This is a genomic window from Vibrio ostreicida, assembly GCF_013074385.2.
Classification (GTDB): domain Bacteria; phylum Pseudomonadota; class Gammaproteobacteria; order Enterobacterales; family Vibrionaceae; genus Vibrio; species Vibrio ostreicida.
On the sequence record NZ_JABEYA020000002.1, the window covers coordinates 475,956 to 495,361 of the forward strand.

Here is a 19,406-nt window from a genome sequence, read left to right on the forward strand (position 1 = left end):
ACAACTCGTAGAAGAGCCTCCCGTAACTCGCTTTTGGACATAAACGTTTTAGTGGTCATCAGTAATTCGACAAAAACACATAACTTGATGTATCGAAAACTGTCTAGAGATCTAAAATGTCACATAATGAAACTGGTACAATATCCCAATCATATTAGTTGGGATAACTTGATGTTTAAGAGCATAAAATCAATAAAGAACTTCGGTATCTTCAAAAACACCAAAATGAATGGTGGTCAACCATTTCTGCAGTTTAATCTGATATATGGATTTAACTATTCGGGAAAGACAACGCTCTCACGTATCTTCAGAGCTATGCAGCAAGGATACGTTCATGAAGACTTTGCTACTGCAAATTTTACAGTTGATCGCTATGAACAGGCGCCTGTATCAAGTGCTGCGTTAATTCCTATAGCAAACCTCCGTGTCTTCAATTCAGATTACATCAAAGACAACGTTAATTTTGTAGATTCAAGCGTGAACCCAGTACTCATTGTCGGTGAACGTAATATTGAATTAGAGGATGAGCTTAAACAGCTTGAAGAAGTTTTAATCCCCGCAGGGCAAGATGTGTGGGGGCATCTAAAAGATTTAGCTGAAAACAAAGATAAAGAAAAAAATAAACGCCTTCAGGATGTTGCTAAGTTGGTAAACACTTTAAGTGTTCTAGGCAATTCCAAATTTGACATCCGCGGTGTAAGAACATTGTTATCACAGGTTTCATCAGAAGACCTTAAGACTGACAAAGAACGGTTACTACTTGAAGAAACAGCCCGCTTACAAAAATCAGATCTCATCAGTAATCCTACTATTAGTTTACCCAACACATCAGCCTTGCTAGACCAAGTTCAGGCAATTTTAGCCGAATCGGTTACCCGCACAACTATTGAAGAGTTAGAAGCCAACGCAGGCCTGCGTAAGTGGGTCGAAGATGGTATCAAGCATCATGGTGAAGCAAAAACTTGCCAATTCTGTAAGAGTCCACTGGAACAAGTTAGGTTAAATGAGCTAAATGCTTATTTTTCCGACTCTTACAAAGCACTTTCCGCAAAAATCAACGCTGCTATCAAACAAGTAGCAACCATCAAACTAACGTATTCTGTCCCTAAAACAACGAGCCTATACTCTGATTTAATTATCAACTTCGAACAGTTAATGGAGAAGATCCCTCAGCTTGAAGAACAGGTTGAACAGGTAAAAAAACGTCTACTAGAGGTGTTAGAAGATAAACGCAACCGTATGGAAGAAGTTGTTCCGTTTTCGCAATCTGATTACCTAATGCCAATCACCTCAGATCTGCTTGAGCAACTCAAAATTCCAGTAGGTGAGCACAACAGACGGTCAAGAGAACATAGTAAAGAACAAACAGCAGCCCGAGATGCAATTAAACGGCATTTTGTTTATGTAGAAACTATGGAATACAACCATGCAAAAGCCAGCGAAGAAGTTGTTGCATTACAAGAACAACAAGGAGAATCAGAGGGTGAATTACGTCGCCTAAATGATCGTGTGATGGAAATCAAAGCAGCCCTTCGAAATGTTAAACAAGGTGCTGACAACCTAAATGATAACCTTCGACTTTATTTTGGTAAGACAGATATTGAAATTCAACCTGTTGGTGAAACCTACCAGTTCATGCGTGAAGGAAGGCCAGCAAAACATCTACCTGATGGAGAGCGCACTGCTATCGCCTTTGCCTATTTCATCACTGAACTAGACGATGAATCCTTGAAGGACACGAAACCGATTGTGTACTTGGATGATCCGATCTGTAGTTTAGATTCGAACCATATCTACAATGTTCTTGGTATTATCAAAGACAAGTTGAATCATGACAAAGTTGAGCAGTTGTTCATATCAACACATAATTTCGAGTTTTTCAATTTGGTGAAGACATGGTTTGATTACTACAAAATGGTGAAACGTGGTGATGACGTTAAGCCTAAACGTGCTGAGTTCTATTTGGTCAATCGCAAGCAAAATGCATCAACAGTGGAACAGTTGCCTAAAAATCTAAAAGACCACAAATCTGAATACGCCTACTTGATAGCAAAAATCAAAGAAGCAGTCCGAAACCCTGAGCAATTTGATGCGATATCAGTTCAAGCATACGTACGAAAGATATTAGAAGTCTATTTTACGTTTAGGTTCAATAAACCATTCCGAGCTAATAACAACAGTTTCTTAGAGCAGCACTTGTTGAAAGATATAGAGAATGCTTCCACTAAAGCAACAACGCTTTATGAATTCATCAATGAAAGAAGTCATGCACAATCTATATCCTTTGGTGTAGAGCTGCCCGATGCCTTACAAGCACAATTACAGGGGGTTTGGAACATTATTGATGAAGCAATTCGTACGAATGATAAACCACACTACGAAGCATATTACGTTTAGTTAGTACCCATACCTATCTTTAGAAAGCCACTAACCGGAATGTTGGTGGCTTTGAAGTAAGGAACTTTCTCATTCCTGTATATATGCCAAATGCATGAGCCAAGTTTGGTCACATTAAGGTTTACCGAAGTTAGGTTCTGTAGGTTGCTAGCACGCTTTGGGGCACAAACGAGTCAGACAAGCTTGAAGCTACAGTTATCACGTAAAATAGAAAATTGAGAATAATGTTTGCTGTCGGAAAGCCGCTTAGTAAAGCTTCCAACCCTGTTGGTTACCTGTCAATTTCACCGTGAAATCCGACAATAAAAAGCAACCTAAGTGTATGTTTTGTAATAATTAATTGCAGGTGCAAAAGTTGTCTTTTTTTTTAGAAAACGCATTCCGAACTGAAGGCGGTCAATACCAGCTGCTATTGACCGCTGGTCGCGCGTAATAGAGCTACTTTTTGTAGTTATGGTCGTGTCTGTGTTTTAGACAAGCTAAGCTAGATCCCTTTAGATTTACCACGTAAATTTATGGTTTATAAGTACTTTAAGGGGAAGAGAAGTTCATTCCGCAGGTTGCGATTCGCACACTGCGAAATGAGCGTCTAACTAGAAAAGGGGCAGAAGTGATTTACTAAGCTACCTGTTTCGCAATTATGCAAGACCCTCTTGCAAAATTTAGGTATTAAACTTTGTCCAACAGGCTATTGGACAATTTGGGCATGTAGGGGTTGTTGCAAACTCTGCAACTATTGAGGGTTCCTCGATAATTGTTCATTAGCTAGTCCTATGGGTTTTACTGTGGCTCCTGAAACGTTGGGGGGATCTCTGAGTTACGATGATAGGTACCTATAGTTTTCACTCCACATCGCAACTTGCGCATCGCAACTTGCGATGTGTGATTACTTAAAAGTTTTCAAAGTAAGATTAAAGATTTTAATAATTACAAATCATAACCTTAAGGATGAAACCCGTTGGATCATTGTTGATAATAGTAAGCATTAGAGGGCGAGCATATCACTTAAAAAACGGTCCTAAACAGAGAGGTTTGCTAGTTTATTAGTAGCGCTGCTTTTGACACTTCGAGTTATGTTCCTAATTTCGCTAGATCATACATTCAGCGAATTGTCTTCGTATAAGTTAGCTAAAGAGCCCATGGCATTATATAAGTAAATTAGTAGCGAGAGCTTGGAGAAGTTTCCCAGGAAGTAGTGAGTACCAATTGGCCCACATAGAAAATATCAAAAGCTTCACTTCTGTATTCCGGGGGAGGATTAATGCTTATCGATATTGAATGTTTCTGGAGCAATAATTGAGGCCACCCTAACAATGCTGGCATTTTCATGAGACGCGACAAGGCCGGCAATCTCTCGACCAATTCTTTTAAACTTTTTAGTCGAAAAAGAAAGAACATTCACTTTTCTGGTCGAGATTATGCTCAAATTCTAACTTCGACCAAAAGGATCAACTAATAGAGTGGCGTGTTCGACCATGATAATTAAACCTTTTAGTCGAGTGACTATTTGAATTACAGAGGCGTGATAGCTATGAACTGCGTTAGCTTGTTTCTTTGAGGAAGTAAGCTTACTGCATTCGGTTCTTCGCTTTACACTAATAGCGAGAGCCTCGGTTATCCCTGCTTTATTCTTTGAGTTACTATTTACTGTCTAGCCAGAAGTAATGGTATCAATTTGAATCTAGCGTAATTGCAAAGCAGCCAACCGAGGACATACGATAAGCCTAAGGTACTCTCCCTCCCATATTTGGTGATGAAATACCTGGCACCGCACCCAGAATTCAAATTAATGAAAACATTCTGTATGTAGCTGTTATACAAAGCCTGTGGCTTTGTCGTATCTGAAAGTAAGAGCAATTGTGCAAGGACTTCTTGCACAAATTATTTTACTGCTATCTAAATTGATTGAGGCAAAACTGAAGGTTAGCTAGTTTAAAATGGGAAGTGATCTTCTTCATACCCTTCAACCCAAATTACTAGCTTTTCAAGCTCATCACCTTCGGGTGTGCCTGGTTCAGCCACATCAAACAAGGATTCAATTCTTTTCAAAACGGCTTTATAGTCGCTTTCTGAGGGTTCTAGTCCCACTTCATCTAATGAAACTGTAGCAAGCCCATCAGCGTGGGCAGTATTAGGTGTAATACCCTTAAGTAGTTCTTTTTCTGATAGCTTTTTCTTGCTCATAAGTCGTTTCTCGATTCGAAAATGACATTAGATTAGTTTATAGCACAATGGACTACTAGCCGTAATGTAGAACCTTATTCAAATAAATCTCATGTTAATTTCATGCGCTCTAAACACGTCTTGGGGCAAATTCTCGTTTGTTGATTTGCATACAAAGGGTCATCATGCTTAGCTCGGTTGGTAAGACCTATCCATCGTCCACCCGTAATTATCGCACTCAACAGTATCATACTGTTGAGTGCGATACTGTCTGGTGCGATAAGTATTCATACCTAAAAATTCTTGAAGTTAAAACCATTGATCAACACACTATGGGTCAGGAATAATTTGTGAAACAGGTTGTTTCACAATTTGGCGACAAGCTGTTGCCAATTTGACAGCGACCAGTGGCATTACTCAGCTTTATCTAAAAGCAAGCAGGCTCTAAGAAGGTTTGGGGCATTTATGTGCTAGTAGGTTACTTCCGCTAAAAAGAAAAGGCTCGAGCTTCGTTTCAGTGGCTATGGGGTGAAATGAGTTGGATCATTCCCAAGGTGCTTTTCGTTTGAAAAGCTTTTTGAAATCTTCTATTGCTGTTGGAGCTGGGGCTGAATTCAGGAAGGCTACAAATCTTTCATAATCGGCATCTTTTAACACTATATGCTTTGCCTGATTGAGCATTTTCGTCCATTCTTCAGTATCGATATCACTCAGTTCATCTGCATGTGCAGTATAAGCTGTAAGGCCTTCTAATAGCTCTTCTTCGGTCAATTTTTTCTCGCTCATCGCATGCAGCCTTACTGAGGATTTAGGTTAGTTGCAGTATAGCAAAATCAGTCCGGATGCCGTTAGGTCGAATACGCTGAAACACACTTAATGGGGCAGAACCGAGCTAGGAGGCACTTTGTTAAAAAGTGCCACATTTAAAGCTTCAGCTATATGAAGCCTCTGGACAAAAATACGTTAGAGTATAGATTCTAACGTGCCAACATTGGATTAGAAAAAGTATCTTGAAGCCTTAACTTTTGAAAGCCGTCTAGAGTTGTCAGGACTTACCGTACTCCTTTTTAACTAAATTGGCTTTTCCTCCGTAATTATATTTTTAGATAAATCTTTTAACTTTTTAATAAACACATCCCAGTTATAACCAGCGATACCACCAATAGATAGATACCCTAAAGTGGCAGTGTTATGGTCTTTTGTATCAAGCCCCCCGGATAACACTACTAAGCCACTTTGAATAATGGCGAATGCTAGAGTCCCTATTATCAGAGCCAGTAGAGGAGAAAACATAAATCCCCAAAGGTGGTCTTTATCAAAGGCTTTTTCGATTGCCTGATATCTGTGGAAAGACACAATAGCTAAAAGAGCACCTCCAAGGACTGCTCCAACTTGTGTAAAAAGTAACGAAACAGCTATGCTTGGCAAAGCATGATCTTTGTCGATAGCCCATAAGGTTGAAATGCTGGAAAAATTAGATACCCACCCATCAATGAGTAGCCAGATAGCTCCTAAAGTACAAACAAAAATGTATGGTGGAACTAGATACAGCAGAAAACCACCATTACTTGTTTGGGATATAGTTTCACTTTCTTCACTCGTGTTGGAATAGCTCATTTATTGCCCTTTAATCCGCTCTCTGCGGTTTTTCAATTTTTTGATCATTGAATTAGACACTTAGTTCGTCAAAGAAGCTAACTGTAATTGGTATATCACTGCCAGATTTATCGTACGAAACAGGAACGCTTTGCTTAAACAGCAACATTACTTTCAATTCGTTTATCGATTCGAGCTTCAAGTAATCCCTTAATTTATCGATGTTTTCATCCAAAACTTGGAAGCGATCTATGTGTTTCCTTAGGCGATCAGGTTTGCCATCTGATTTTGTCACACCTCGAAATTCATATGTTTGTTTAGCTATTTCACCTTGAGTTTTGGCAAACTCTAAGTCTTTACACTCAACGAGGTAGACAATTTTTTCAGAAGGGTTCCATGCGAGCACATCAACATCTCCAAAGTCTTTCTTGGTTCTTTTTTTAAGAATCTTGCTGACCTTCACATCAGCCTCAACGTTCCAACCAAAGCTACTGAATTTGTCAGCAGCTTCTTGGTTGAATCTGTGCCCCGACTTATTTCGTTGCTCTCCAATCCATTTTTTCATTGCTTTAGTGTTGAAAAATGAGCCGTCTAGAGTTGCGTCAAATGAATTGGATAAGCAATACAAAACCCCTCTTCGTATTAAGCTAGGGGCTATAACAAGCTTATCACCAAGTATGATTAATGGCCGCGCTGTCAATGACAACCTGCGTCGATATCTCCATGGAGAAATATCGCTTACACGATAACCTGAAGATAATGCCATCCAACTGGATCTTTGTGGCAGGGTAAATCTATCCATAAATGCTTTCAACGCAGCATCAGTTACTCCATTAGTATTCGATTGATAAAACAGCTCTGAGCATGAGATTTCATAGACAGCTTTGTTTTTTTCGACCCCGATGTTTTCAAAAACATCTAAGATTTTTCTGGCTTCATCGATAGATACTCCAAACTCTTCATCCCAAGCAGATTCGAATTCTTGACCTAGTAGGCCGGTAACCTTTTCATGAACTTCTGGTTCAGAGAAGTAATCATCATATTTATCCGAAGCATGGTTTATCATCACTGTCTGAACGGACTTACTGTAAGGGTTTACTACCGTATCATACGCAGTGTGATCGAATTGCACATCACCATACGTGGAAAGCCTTAGTTGGGGCTTAACCAACTCGTACATTATCGAATCTGATAGATTTCCATATTGAAAAATAGCAGTTGCAAAAGTTATGAGCGTAGTTATATCCAGATTATTTGGAGCTTTGCCTCCATTATCTAAGGATTCACAGATGGCCATTTCAATTAGAATCCTAGAACCCGTAAGTGCAGCGTTATTTGACGAAATCCGCTCCAATGTTACCGAATATACATCATCTTTATCCTTATGAAGTCCAAGTATGGCTTTGAAAGTACGTTGCCAATGCTCAGTATCTGCTTCTACTGCAGCATGGTTTTCAAGCAAGAAAAGAATTAGTGCTTTCTTGTTGAAAGACCCCAAGTAAGACTGAATTTCCTTCCAAAGATTCAACGTTAAATCTTGCAAATATTGTGTGCATTCAGTTTTGCCGTAGATATTGCATGGCTCGGTATAACTTTTCGATATCCATGCTAACCCAATTTTACTAGTGGCATCATCAAAGCGGTCTAATGCTAGAGGTGCAGGTAAGCCCGTTTTGACGTAATCAAGAAAGGATTGTGCAGTGATCATATGCACTTCTTTACCATAATTATCCGTAAAAACATGATCTAGAACAGTTTCAACAAGCTTCTCATGGTCATTACATTCAACAGACTCTTTTATAAAAACAGTAAGCAATGACTTTATAATTGTTCTCTCAGCAACGTTGTCAACTCGATGGAATGCTAGAAAATAGTTTTTCAAGAACTTGCAGTTTATATGCAAAATGTCGTTATCTACAGATGTAGAGGACTTTGTTAAAGTGCTTAGAGTTTCAAGGGCAAGTACTTGAGATACTTTAGTCGGGACATCAACATCTTCAAATTCAATTTTAAAACAAACTTTACCGTATAATGAAGAGAGGCCTAATTTAGACAAGGTTAAATCAGCTCTATATATCCAATTACAAACTCCATGCCACAATCTATATAAAAGGTCCTTATTCTGCTCTTCAGAATGTGCCGGAGTGCACCACCATGAGCACAAATTCCCTTCGATCAGGCCTAGTAACTCACCATTTTCAAGATTATCTACCGATGCATAAATTGGTTTGAAACGATCTTCTTTGAAGTAACTACTTGTAGTCAATCTTCTGACAGAAATTAATTCACCATTTGGATTTAAAACTTTATGTATATCATCCTCATTTTGCACTTCCCAACGAACATCTAACAGAGCATTCTGCGTGATCATCATAAATAATGATGAGTTGCCAAGGTCTTCATCGAATGCTGAATGAGGGATAATGTTAAAATCGTTATCTTTAGCCCACCCATATAGATTGAGTAATCCGTTTACATTTTGAGTGTGGATTCCAACTTCAAGTACTCTGTGTTTTGCTTCAATCAACCGCCAGAAAGTAAATGGATTCATACTAGTGATTCGATTGAAAGTATCCAAATCAGGCGCAGGAACAGACTCTAAAAGCCAGTTACTAGACTCCGATTCACGCTCAAGTGATATCAGAACTGAACGCCCCCAACCACAACCAATAAGAACGCTAAGGCCCCTCTTAAACCCATCTATTTTTGAAGAATAGTTATACGCTTTTTTAATTCTTTCCTTAATGGCATTTTCTAAGTCAACGTTTGACGTCGATGCGCCGTTAACAAGCCCACTTTGATAGTCACAAAAATCATCAAAAAACAGTAAAAAATGTACATATCTATGCTCATCAATACCGACAAGAGCATCTGCCCCGACAATGCTTCCATTTGAGTCTCTAAATGGTGAAAATGGTACATTGCTTATTTTTCCCAGTAACCGTGAGCCTTCACCAAAGAAACTAGCATATCTGACTTGCATGGCATGCTGTAGCTGATCCAATAAACCAAGCTTATTGGCTTGTTCGATCACAAAGAGACGAATTGCGACACTTAGCGCTGTTGGTAAAGCTAAGATATACGAGCCATCTTGTGCCCTGTAAATAGGCTTACGTTCCAATGAGGAGCTTCCAAAATCTTCATTAGTAAGCGCAATAACATCAGGTTTTTCAATAATAAATGGATTAAGGTCCTTCTCCGCGACTCCCAATTGAGTTAAATCATCCAAGGAAAAACGGACTATATTAGGTTTTTCAGTAGATATATAAGAATGAAAATCCCATTCAGATTGAGGGGAGTCATTACCTTTTTGATAACGCTTTAGACTTGTCCTACTAATGGACTCATTAGATAAGGAAAGGATTGCTCTTACTGATTTCTTTATACCTGAAAACGGATTAGTCTCTGGCATTTCATCTACTAGGTCGATAAAGATTTGTGTATAGAAACAGGAGCTTTCCCATAGCCCATTGAGGAACATATACGAGCCTTTGATTGAGTTGGCTACCCCAACCATTGTATCTTCAGCTGGATCTTCCCATGAACCAATATATGTAGAATGAATGCCATCAAATAATCGACTTATGTCGAATGCATTCAGTACTTTATGACCACACTGAGATAGAAAAAGCTGATGAATCATAGCTTCAGTAGTTACCAAGTTACTATGAAGATCTTCTTCGTATAGTAGTCCAGCTAGTTTTATAAGAGCATCTTCGAATTCAAAGCCATCAAATAGTTCACTGACATTATGATCTGCCCTAAATTGACCAAAAGTAGGGCTCATCATTTGTTGGCTAGCACTTAACAGGCCTAAGTCGGAAAAATCCATATCATTAATATTCATATCTACAATTCTTGTATTTTTAGTTGTACTTAAACGAATTTTTACCGCTCTAGAAGCAACTAAATACCTAAAGCTTTTCAGGCGGATTTATTCCGTGATTATATGCAACTAATCATATCGATAATTATACTCACGCTCAATCGAAAACCCGCACCGCCTAGAGTCTAGAATGCAAACTTCAGAAATTGCCGAAAGTTTCCACTTGATTCTGACCGACACAGATCAATGCGATTTTCAACCAATTCATGCCTCAAGTGCGCATGGTCTAATCCTCATTAATCGGATTAGATTTGATAGGGGAAATGCACGCCCTTAAAATATATAGAGTATTAGTGCTGAACGATTTTGGGGTAAAACCTTCCTAGAGTTATCACGTAAAATAGCAAAGTGAGAATAACGTTTGCTGTCGGAAAGCCGCTTAATAAAGCTTTCAAACCTTCTGGTCTACCTGTCAATTTCACCGTGAAATTCGATATCAAAAAGCAGGTTAACTGTATGTTTTATAATGATTAATTTCGGTTGCAAAAATCACCGTTTTTTTAGGAAAAGTATCCCGAACTGAAGGGGCTCAATATCTGCCACTATTGACCGCAGGTAGCGCAGAATAGAGCTACTTTTTGTGGTTATGGTCGTGTCTGTGCTTTAGCTAAGCTAGCTCCACACGTAAGTTTTAGGGGAAAGATAAGTTCATTTCGCAGGTTGCGATTCGCACACTGCGAAATGAGCGTCTAACTCGAAAAAGTGCAGGTATGAGTTGTTTCTTTACTCGAGCAACTATTGCAATAGTTCAACGACCGAGGAAACACCTCTACAGTTGATTAATAAGTAATGTACATGTTTTGCACATCAGCTAGCTCTGTTGCTGAAATTATGCTTTCTGAAACGTTTCGGGCTAAATGTTGCTCAGTTGTGGGCTAGCTAACTTAAAATGGGAAGTGCTCTTCTTCATTCGCTTCAACCCAAGTCACCAACTTTTCAAGTTCGTCACCTTCGGGTGTGCCTGGTTCAGCCACATCAAACAGGGATTCAATTCTCTTCATAACGGCTTTATATTCGCTTTCTGAGAATTCTAGCCCTAGTTCATCCCATGATACCGTTACAAGCTCATCAGCATGGGCAGTATCGGGTGTGATACCATCAAGTAGTTCTTTTTCTGACAACCTTTTCTTGCTCATAAGTCGTTTCTCGATTAAAAAATGACATTAGATAGTTTATAGCAAAATGGGCTACTAGCCGTAATGTAGAACCTTGTTCGAAACACGTAATAGGGCATAAACGAGTTTGAAATTGCTAGCTCAACAGTTCTTTCAGATAGCTATTCCGCTTATGAGAGTGACTAGGTGCCTCGGTGATCTGCTTCATGTCAAACGATAGGGATTTCACTTTCAGCCCTCGTAATTGCCGTATAGAGCCAAGCTCTATCTACAATCCTTCCTTTTTGCAGGGCGATAATGATGCGCGGGAACTGTGATCCTTGAGCTTTGTGCAAGGTGATTGCATAACCCAACTCCATGCAGTCTAGAACGGTTTGTGTTACCTCGACCTTTTCACCCGTATCCAGTGTTACTTCACCGTAACTGTCACCAGAAGGCTTGACGCTGGTTAGAGTGCCAAGAGAGCCGTTCTGAATGCCTCTGTCGTAATGATTCTGCGTGAATAAAATCGCATCATTCAAGCTAAGTGGTAGAAAGAACTTGTCGCCATTGATTTCGAATTTAAGGCTATCGCTGTTTGGATTGACCGCTTGTTGGGTTAGTTTATTAATTTCTGATACGACCGCCTTGGTTGGAGCCATGACACGACTGCTTTCAGGGGACTCTTGGTAAAGCTCACAACAGACTTTGGCAATGTCTGTTGTGCTGGTTTCGTGAAAGTGTATTGTCCCCGTGCTTAATTGATTAGGTATCACACCTTGATTGATGAGCATTGAGTACTCAGGGATACCCGTTGAACCTTCCTGTCTCTTGACGATATCTAGCATCGTATTAGCCACCGTTTTTGCTTCAACGATATCTGCCAGCACTTTGCCGCAGCCAATCGGTGGGAGTTGTTCGGGATCGCCAGTGAATATCAATCGTACAGAGGGATGAATGTGATTCACAAGGCGATACATCGTCGGCAAGTCAATCATGCTCGCTTCATCAATCACCAGTAGATGATTCGGCTGCTCCATACTTGGCTCAATCGGTTCCTTACGAAGTAACTTAGCAATAGTTGAAGTGATAAAGGCGATTGACTCATGTAGCCTCATTGCAGCGCGACCACTGAGCGCAACCGCGTGTATCTCAAAACCGAGTGGCGGTAAGCCCTGAGAGCCGTTCTAAGTACCGTTGTCTTGCCAGTCCCAGCACACCGCCAGTAATGCAGATTACAGAGTTGTCCAGGCATGTTATTGCGGCCTCGATTTGCTTGGAGGTTAAGTCATAGGGCAGTTCCGCAGCCGCAGAGCAATAGGCAGCATTGGCGTTTTCATCAAATAAGTCATTTCGCTTAGTCAGTGTATTAAGCCGTTTGGCAACGACACTTTCCATCAGAAGTTGCGCCGTTGGGTGGTAGGCTCCTGTGTCGGAATTTAAAATATACTGAGCTTTATCATGACCTGATTGGAGCGCCTGAGTGACTAGTATTTTGTCTTTCAATAGTTTGTTGAGGTAAGGGCGCACATTGGCATGAGTGGTATAGGTGTGACCTTTTTCAATCTCTTTGCGAATTGATATTTCCAGAGCCGCGCTGAGCCTTCTTGGGTCATCCTTCGCAACATCGCTCTTAAAATCCGTTACCTTGGTAATATCTTCAATGGCACTGAACGAAAGACCAAAGCCTATCAAAGCATAAGGATTATCCTTAATTACCTCGATGGAGGCTTCACCGTGATGCTTGAGCAGCCGTTGCTGCACACTGGCGGGGATGTTGTGCTCACTCATCCAGTTGCAATACGCCAGATTTTTATATTTGGCGTACCCCTTAAAGAGCGCTTCCAATGAATCGTCACTCAGAATCGATGTTAGACGCTTTCTAGACTCAGGGGTGTCATTTTGCAGTGTGGCATGGAAGTCTTTACCCAAGAGCTGCCAGAGCGCTCTAGCTTTACTTTCTCCAACGCCTTTAAAGTCAGCTTCTCTTGCGATAAAACGAATGAGTTGTTCGCCAGTTTCGGGCAGCGTGCATTCAATATGCTTGGGTGATTCATACATGTGCTGCTGCATGACATAATCACCCATCTCCATATTTTCTATCTGGCGAGCGCCTTTGACTGACCAGTGCTGACCCAGCGTTGGAAGCACAGGGATGCTATCGGGGTCGGCTTTGATCGTGACGTAATACTTCCCACTATTAGTTTTGTAAGAGTCTTTCGCCAGTGGTACACCACTGAATATCACCATATTGGTCGAGCGATAAGGAATACTGGTTACACGCATTTGGTCTTCATGCAAAGCGCTCAAGTCGCTTTTCAAGCTCCTTGACCTTGGCTTTCAATTCAATGTTCGCAGCTTCTAATGACGATACCCGCTTTGAATCGAGCAGCTTACGATTCGCTGTGTTGTCGTAGGCTTTCGGTTTGCCCTCGTTCTTCTTGGCAGCGTCGGTCAACGGTGGCAGGACAACTTTACCACGCAGCTCATCCTCTAAGGCTTTGAGTGCTTTCTTGAGGGAAGGGTTTTGGATTAACGCCGATTTGCCACAACCGATACCCTTTGCCATTTCGATTCGATTAAGCTGACCTCTGAACACGATTTGTTTAAACTCATCGTCCGTCTGTGTGGCTTTCCACACTTCAAATGCTTCCAAGTTTTGCTGTTCTTTCTGCTGACCACTTGCCATGTTATCTCTCGCTATATCGTAATGCGAGGTTTAGCTCTATTTCTACTTATTGCTGCGCTCAACGTCTTGTAAGGTCTTTTGAAACACATCCATGACGCTTGGGTTAGTTTTGCCAATGCTGGATAACTTTTGAATGAAAGCCTGAAGCTTACCAATCTCTGACTGTGCGACCGCAAGTTGCGCTTCCAGTTGTATCACCTTTTCTGCTAAATCCACGTCTTTTTGCAAGTAAGCAAGCAATTCCTTGTTTTCATGCGAAACAGGCTTGCCCCTTAAGACTTGCTTTCTCTGCTTGTACTCGTGCTTGATATTGGCGTACTTGTCGAGCGTTTGTCTCGTAGTGGCAATACCTAAGCTGGATTCTATTTTTGTGACTAACAAATCCCAAGTTAGCTTGCCTTCCCAGCTTAGGATGAGGGCTTGAATGGAGATTTGCTGTTCAGTTTCTAGTGATTTAATTGCCATATTTATTACCCTAGAGTGAACCCAAGAAACCTAAGAAGTTATCTGTGGCTTCATCTCTTTTATTGTCTTTTTTTGCCTCAATAGCAGCTTGCAGGGCTTGCTCGGTATCAGGCAGCGCTAGCTTTTGTTCTTCCACCGTTTGGGTCTCTAAATTGGTGATTCTTATGCTGTTTGAACGAGCTAGCAATCGCACCATACGACCTTCTTCTATTGCCTCATCGGACAGCACCTCAATGAGTTTTTTTAGCATGCAAGTATTGCGATAATGGGTTCTGTACCATTTCTGCATCCCTTCACTTGTTTCAAAGTTGATAGACGCCTGAACCCTTTCTAAGTTGTGCGTTTGCACTTTCAAATCCTTCTGGAGTAAGTCGATTGCCTCCCTATCATGGGTTACATGGCAAGAAGATGAACATAACGCACATTGCGTTTCAAATTCCGACATATAAGTACAGGGTGAGAGGGCAAGGTTTTGATCGCAAAATCCTGTCTCATGAACAAAAGTCGGCGTTTCATTGTCGATAGCCTCATTAAATTTTTCCATGGTCAAGATACGAAGATTTAGTTTATTTTCGACCTCGCTTTCTGGTTCATTAGAGTAAGAGATATCGCCAATGACAGAAGCGTTTTGAGCGTCAGTGGTATGGATATAAGTCAGTGTCTGCTCGGCGCTCTTTCTGCCTGACAACATAGAAATAAGGTGGTGAGGCAGTCCTTTTTTCGCCAGAAAATCATTTTGCCAATGGCGCAGTTGGTGCGGCTTGAGCAAAAAGCTAGATGAGAACCCGTGTCGCTCAAAGAGCGTAAGCCGATTCTTATTGCCTTTTATTAGGTCGTCACGAAAGAGACCACTTAGCGAACTGATAGGAACTAAAAGGAAGGGGTGTGTCACTTTGCCGCAAAACTGCTTTTGTGTGTATGCAAATAGTGCGTTCTCAAAATCGACATGCTTAGTTTGATACTTATTGTAACCTTTTAGGTGAGATTGATTCATCTCGATGGTGTGATTCTGAAACTCTGCCACGGTGAGTTCTTCCTTGCCTGCTATGTACTTATCGTATTGATGCTGATTACTGAGCGGACATCCTGTAAGTGCTTGAGAGTAAGGGCAATTACTTTTAAACACCAGTGTGTCGAAGGCTTCAAGCTGTGCAATGGGCTTGATGAACTTTGGATACTGCGGTCTATATGTCCTATCTATTGCTCCAGTCGTATCAGGCGTGACGCGAACACATTTATCACTACCGTCAAAAAAGCCAAGCAGCAAACCAAGATGTAATAGGTTGGTTGATTTGCTCATGGAAGGCTTAAGCAGGGCAATATTCTCATCACTGGGCTTAAATTCACCGAGCACTTCTTTTAGAGGGCGGTTCGGTTTTTGATAGAACCGAGCTAGCGCTCTTGCAGGTTCTGTAGCGAGAATGGTGTAATGCAAGGCTCTGTCTAAACTATCGACCATTTCTGCATTAATGTGGTTTGCATTATCCTTGTACCCCTTCGAGCCTCGCCAGTTGAGGTAATGCACCGTTTTTTTCTTGCCATCGACAATTTGTGTATGAGGCTTTATGCGTTGCACTGTTAAAAGCACTTGCTCTGCGCCGATTCGATTGGGTGAAGCCATGCCAAGTACTGCCATTGTACAACTAAAGCTGTCTCGCTGCCCTTGCGTTGGTAATAAAAGGGGTTGCCAAGCCTCAACATCTCCCTTGTCACCATCTTGATAGGCTGGAATAACATCATAGAAGATAGCCCCGAGCGCCAGTAGTGCTCTTTCTGAGGGGAGCTTGTTTTGTTCCGCTTGCAATGCATCATCGCCACTTTTAGAGCGAATTGATTCATCGTTGGTAGTCTTGATGTAGGGCTGACAGCTTTTCGCGAGCATTTTATGTTGATGCAGCCAGTTGATAAAAGATGTTAAGTTAGTGCTGTATGTCATCAGGTTGATGGCAGCTTGAATCCTTTCAAGGGTGGCGGTCGCGATATTCTCATTTAGGTGGCAAAGGAAGAGTCTTGCGGCTGTGATTTTTTGTGCTTTATTGTGTGTAGATACGTTTTTTTTCAATATATCAAGTGCATAGGCAAATAATAAGTCATGCATCTCAGTTGGTAATCGATCCTCATCCGTGAAGCGCGTTCCCACTTTGGGCCTCTTTCTATTTAGATTACAAAAGAGAATATTCAGGGTTCTGTTGTCACTGTCGGTAAACGTGACAGCAATATCCCCCCATGACGCAGGCTCACCTTGAGCGTTGGTAAATCCAATCAGAGGCTGTGCTTTCTTTTTGGCGACGTAAGCGCGTTGATTATCAATATAGCGGTTAATCTGGGTCATTTTTGCGCTCCCACTTTCATGGTTTTTCGTTCTTCGCACAGCATTATTGTCACTCTGATATAGAGAATAATGGTTTGCAGTCGTTTAACCGTAGCGGGGTGGCCTGATTGACTATTAATCGCCAGTTTACGCTCTGCCTTATCTAAATATTGCTGATGGTTTGCGGTTTCCAAAGGTTGAAAGTTATCACAGGGATAGCACCCCATTGGGGCAGCTCCCTTTGATTGACAGCTTGAGCAGTTGGTCGGGTTAAGTTTGTGTCCCATCTCTTCATCAAACGGGCTTTTCACCATAAAGTCAGGGTGTTGCTGTAATTCTTTCGAAGATACGCTATCAAAACGTTGGATAACACTGTTACCCGCAAAGGCTTCGTCAATTTTGACTCGTTCAGGCGCTTTTAAATCAAGGTAGTCTAGTATTGCCGCCACCGTGACACCTGTAATGGCAGCAACTTGCGCAGGGCTTAACCCAATCCAAGCGGCGAGGGTTAACTGGGTATGACGCCAGCGATTGTTTTTAAATACAAGGGGCTTATGCGCTATTCGATCACTCTTGATGTCTAATTTTTTCTTGAAGAGGTAAACAATATTATGACTAAGAGTACTTGAATTGAGGTGGAAAGCCTCTGATGTATTGCTCACGGATTGAAAGAGACTCTCTTTGGTATCAACTCCTACCGAGAATAAACTTTGGTCTGGAAACAAGGGAAGTCGTTGCATCAGCTCTTTTGTTTCACTCTTAGAGAGGACAACGCCATTCTTGCTCAATGAGGCGCAAAGGAAGGTTTCGTACACTTGGTAATACTGAAGCAATAATTCAGACAGATTTGGATCCAAGCGATGTGAGCGTGACTCGGCATCGACTCTAAACGCTCCATCTTTACCTTTGAAGGTTCTTAGGTGCAATTGCTCTACGTAAGAAAAATGATGCTGTGTTAAAGGCTGCCAATGACGGTTGCTTTCTTTGTGCGACTTAAATGTTTGACCCACCCGCAAAAGGTCACACCATTTAATTTTAACCAGTTGCGACGGTCTTCTTACAATGGCCACCATCAACTGACAAGCCAGAACGTTTCTAAGGCGAGTGAAAGGCTGTATTGTTGCAATCTCACTGCTGAGTGCATGGAGGGTTTCAATTCTTAGTGCTTCAAGAAGGTTATCACGCTCGATTTCACTGTAAGCCCCCGTTGTTTCATCAAGGATATTTTTTGGGTTACCTTGTCTGCTTAAACTCTCACTCTTAACGATGTCATAGAGCGGAGTAAGAAGACTGCTATTGTACTCATGACTTCGTTTGTTAAATGCGTATAGGGCATTTTTCACACCCTTTTTATAGTCCGTGAGTGTTAACCACCACGCCTCAAAAGTCGTTGGCTCTAAGTAATCGCAAATGGTTTTTAAGGTGCTGACATGCCCATTTATGCTTGAATAAGCATAATGTTTAGCAACGTGCGCGATAGCCAGTCGTAGGTCGAGAAAGGCTTCGCTATCTAACGCATTCATCCAGTCAAGGTAAAGGGTTTTCTTGTAGCTAAGCACCCATTCATCAGAAAAGAGATCGAACTCGTAACCCGTTTCTTTTGATTGAAAGGTTCGTTTCCCGTTATAGTTATTTTTTAAGCTTTTAAGTTCAACGCTGTTCATTTGCTATCTCTCAGGTTGGGTACGGATTGGCTCTGGTTCTTGGATGAAATTTCAGCTACCGTCATGGCTAATTGGAACTCGTTGTAGACTGATGCCATTTTTGAATTTTCTACCCAACCCATCGCATATTTGCGAAGGTCTTCGATTTTATCAGGTGAGTACCCTTTGGCTTTGGCTTTGTTTTCAAAGATTTCATTCCATTTATGACGAAGTAGATGTGGATGTAGTGCTATCCCAACGCAATCTCCAATCGTCTTAATGATTTTGTGAATTGCATTGTAAGATATTGGTTTCCCAATGGTTTTTCCTTTTTCTGAGATGAAAAGGAAATCATGCTTATGAGAGTTTGGTGTACTTTTGCGCACTGTTTCGATGTAGAGCTTAATCAGCTTCATTAAATCGTAAGAGATTGGAACAGATAATGCTTTTGTTTTGTTTGCAGCGGGAAGACGCCTTGTGTCCGTTGGGTCATCGGGGGTTCGGGTGAGCAGGAATCTAGGATTGTCCCAATCGTCCACTAAATCACTCACTTTCAATTTCAAGACAGCCCCAATACGAACACCTGTATCAATCAATATCTGGGTGATAATTTGATTTCGAAGCTTGCTCGACTTGAAGGGGTTGTTTGAAGAGCGCTCTTGAATAACCTCTAATAAATTAAAAAATTTATCGGATGGAATGACCGATTCAAGGGGATCTTTTGTGATGGTATTGTCTTTTCGGGAGCTAGAAATTGCTGTACTGATGTAGAGTTTGAATTTATTAAATTGGTCATCTGTGGAGATTTGCTGCTCAGTCTCAGCTCTATCGTAGTGATGGCACACATATAAAAATTCAATGTAGGCTTTAAGACGGTTGAGGCGTTGATGAAAAGTATGCGCTGATACTTCTGGTTGACTGTTGGATGTCGCATGGATTGCATCCCTGATTCTTTTATCGGTAAGGCTAACTACAGCGCCGCTTTCGCTCTCATCCTCAGTGTCCACATAGAATTTACAAGCACGAATATAACCGTCTATTTCCTCGATAGATAGAAAAGAGCCACTTGCTACACGCTCGACAAGGTCAATGTTCTTTTGCATGAAGAAGCAGTACAAAAACTTCAACTCATAAGCGTATTTCTTTCGAGTGTAGAATGATG

The 19,406-nt window shown here is 41.2% G+C and carries 13 protein-coding genes; 1 reads left to right on the top strand and 12 read right to left on the bottom strand.

Annotated features, from left to right (window positions below; genetic code table 11):
• Nucleotides 1–126 precede the first annotated feature (126 nt).
• Entirely contained in the window at nucleotides 127–2,397 is a 2,271-nt protein-coding gene (locus HLM86_RS05950) for an AAA family ATPase (protein WP_254868760.1), read from the top strand.
• 1,932 nt (nucleotides 2,398–4,329) lie between these two features.
• Here the strand turns inward: HLM86_RS05950 and HLM86_RS05955 are convergent.
• The 12 genes from HLM86_RS05955 to HLM86_RS06005 form a co-directional block, all read right to left on the bottom strand.
• The gene (locus tag HLM86_RS05955) at nucleotides 4,330–4,581 is read right to left on the bottom strand and encodes a hypothetical protein (RefSeq protein WP_122056052.1); all 252 of its coding nucleotides are present in this window, start codon (nucleotides 4,579–4,581) and stop codon (nucleotides 4,330–4,332) included.
• A 522-nt stretch (nucleotides 4,582–5,103) separates the two neighbouring features.
• A complete protein-coding gene (locus HLM86_RS05960; RefSeq protein ID WP_170882247.1) occupies nucleotides 5,104–5,346 on the bottom strand; it encodes a type II toxin-antitoxin system TacA family antitoxin in 243 nt (80 codons plus the stop codon).
• Nucleotides 5,347–5,631: 285 nt separating this feature from the next.
• The gene (locus HLM86_RS05965) at nucleotides 5,632–6,177 is read right to left on the bottom strand and encodes a hypothetical protein (protein WP_170882399.1); all 546 of its coding nucleotides are present in this window, start codon (nucleotides 6,175–6,177) and stop codon (nucleotides 5,632–5,634) included.
• Between the two features lie 52 nt (nucleotides 6,178–6,229).
• A complete protein-coding gene (locus HLM86_RS05970) occupies nucleotides 6,230–10,003 on the bottom strand; it encodes an anti-phage protein Upx-like protein (protein ID WP_170882400.1) in 3,774 nt (1,257 codons plus the stop codon).
• 923 nt (nucleotides 10,004–10,926) lie between these two features.
• The gene (locus tag HLM86_RS05975; protein WP_170882401.1) at nucleotides 10,927–11,178 is read right to left on the bottom strand and encodes a hypothetical protein; all 252 of its coding nucleotides are present in this window, start codon (nucleotides 11,176–11,178) and stop codon (nucleotides 10,927–10,929) included.
• Nucleotides 11,179–11,366: 188 nt separating this feature from the next.
• A complete protein-coding gene (locus tag HLM86_RS20160) occupies nucleotides 11,367–12,254 on the bottom strand; it encodes an ATP-dependent DNA helicase (protein WP_254868761.1) in 888 nt (295 codons plus the stop codon).
• 34 nt (nucleotides 12,255–12,288) lie between these two features.
• On the bottom strand, nucleotides 12,289–13,422 hold the full coding sequence (locus HLM86_RS20165; protein ID WP_254868762.1) for a helix-hairpin-helix domain-containing protein: 1,134 nt from the start codon (nucleotides 13,420–13,422) through the stop codon (nucleotides 12,289–12,291).
• 7 nt (nucleotides 13,423–13,429) lie between these two features.
• Nucleotides 13,430–13,825, bottom strand: a complete 396-nt coding sequence (locus HLM86_RS05985; RefSeq protein ID WP_170882402.1) for a VPA1267 family protein — start codon at nucleotides 13,823–13,825, stop codon at nucleotides 13,430–13,432.
• Between the two features lie 42 nt (nucleotides 13,826–13,867).
• The gene (locus HLM86_RS05990; RefSeq protein ID WP_170882403.1) at nucleotides 13,868–14,290 is read right to left on the bottom strand and encodes a hypothetical protein; all 423 of its coding nucleotides are present in this window, start codon (nucleotides 14,288–14,290) and stop codon (nucleotides 13,868–13,870) included.
• A 10-nt stretch (nucleotides 14,291–14,300) separates the two neighbouring features.
• Nucleotides 14,301–16,622 (bottom strand): hypothetical protein, encoded by a 2,322-nt coding sequence (locus HLM86_RS05995; protein ID WP_217702102.1) that lies wholly within the window; start codon nucleotides 16,620–16,622, stop codon nucleotides 14,301–14,303.
• Nucleotides 16,619–18,265: a hypothetical protein gene (locus HLM86_RS06000; protein ID WP_170882404.1), complete on the bottom strand. Its 1,647-nt coding sequence runs from the start codon at nucleotides 18,263–18,265 to the stop codon at nucleotides 16,619–16,621. Before HLM86_RS06000 ends, HLM86_RS05995 begins: the two co-directional genes overlap by 4 nt.
• Nucleotides 18,262–19,347 (bottom strand): site-specific integrase, encoded by a 1,086-nt coding sequence (locus HLM86_RS06005; protein ID WP_217702103.1) that lies wholly within the window; start codon nucleotides 19,345–19,347, stop codon nucleotides 18,262–18,264. Before HLM86_RS06005 ends, HLM86_RS06000 begins: the two co-directional genes overlap by 4 nt.
• Nucleotides 19,348–19,406: the final 59 nt, after the last annotated feature.

What these genes read in the sequence shown, in the direction of transcription:
- HLM86_RS05950 (WP_254868760.1), top strand. Translation starts at nt 127, where the DNA reads ATGAAACTGGTACAATATCCCAATCATATTAGTTGGGATAACTTGATG.
- HLM86_RS05955 (WP_122056052.1), bottom strand. Translation starts at nt 4,581, where the DNA reads ATGAGCAAGAAAAAGCTATCAGAAAAAGAACTACTTAAGGGTATTACA.
- HLM86_RS05960 (WP_170882247.1), bottom strand. Translation starts at nt 5,346, where the DNA reads ATGAGCGAGAAAAAATTGACCGAAGAAGAGCTATTAGAAGGCCTTACA.
- HLM86_RS05965 (WP_170882399.1), bottom strand. Translation starts at nt 6,177, where the DNA reads ATGAGCTATTCCAACACGAGTGAAGAAAGTGAAACTATATCCCAAACA.
- HLM86_RS05970 (WP_170882400.1), bottom strand. Translation starts at nt 10,003, where the DNA reads ATGAATATTAATGATATGGATTTTTCCGACTTAGGCCTGTTAAGTGCT.
- HLM86_RS05975 (WP_170882401.1), bottom strand. Translation starts at nt 11,178, where the DNA reads ATGAGCAAGAAAAGGTTGTCAGAAAAAGAACTACTTGATGGTATCACA.
- HLM86_RS20160 (WP_254868761.1), bottom strand. Translation starts at nt 12,254, where the DNA reads ATGAGGCTACATGAGTCAATCGCCTTTATCACTTCAACTATTGCTAAG.
- HLM86_RS20165 (WP_254868762.1), bottom strand. Translation starts at nt 13,422, where the DNA reads ATGCGTGTAACCAGTATTCCTTATCGCTCGACCAATATGGTGATATTC.
- HLM86_RS05985 (WP_170882402.1), bottom strand. Translation starts at nt 13,825, where the DNA reads ATGGCAAGTGGTCAGCAGAAAGAACAGCAAAACTTGGAAGCATTTGAA.
- HLM86_RS05990 (WP_170882403.1), bottom strand. Translation starts at nt 14,290, where the DNA reads ATGGCAATTAAATCACTAGAAACTGAACAGCAAATCTCCATTCAAGCC.
- HLM86_RS05995 (WP_217702102.1), bottom strand. Translation starts at nt 16,622, where the DNA reads ATGACCCAGATTAACCGCTATATTGATAATCAACGCGCTTACGTCGCC.
- HLM86_RS06000 (WP_170882404.1), bottom strand. Translation starts at nt 18,265, where the DNA reads ATGAACAGCGTTGAACTTAAAAGCTTAAAAAATAACTATAACGGGAAA.
- HLM86_RS06005 (WP_217702103.1), bottom strand. Translation starts at nt 19,347, where the DNA reads ATGCAAAAGAACATTGACCTTGTCGAGCGTGTAGCAAGTGGCTCTTTT.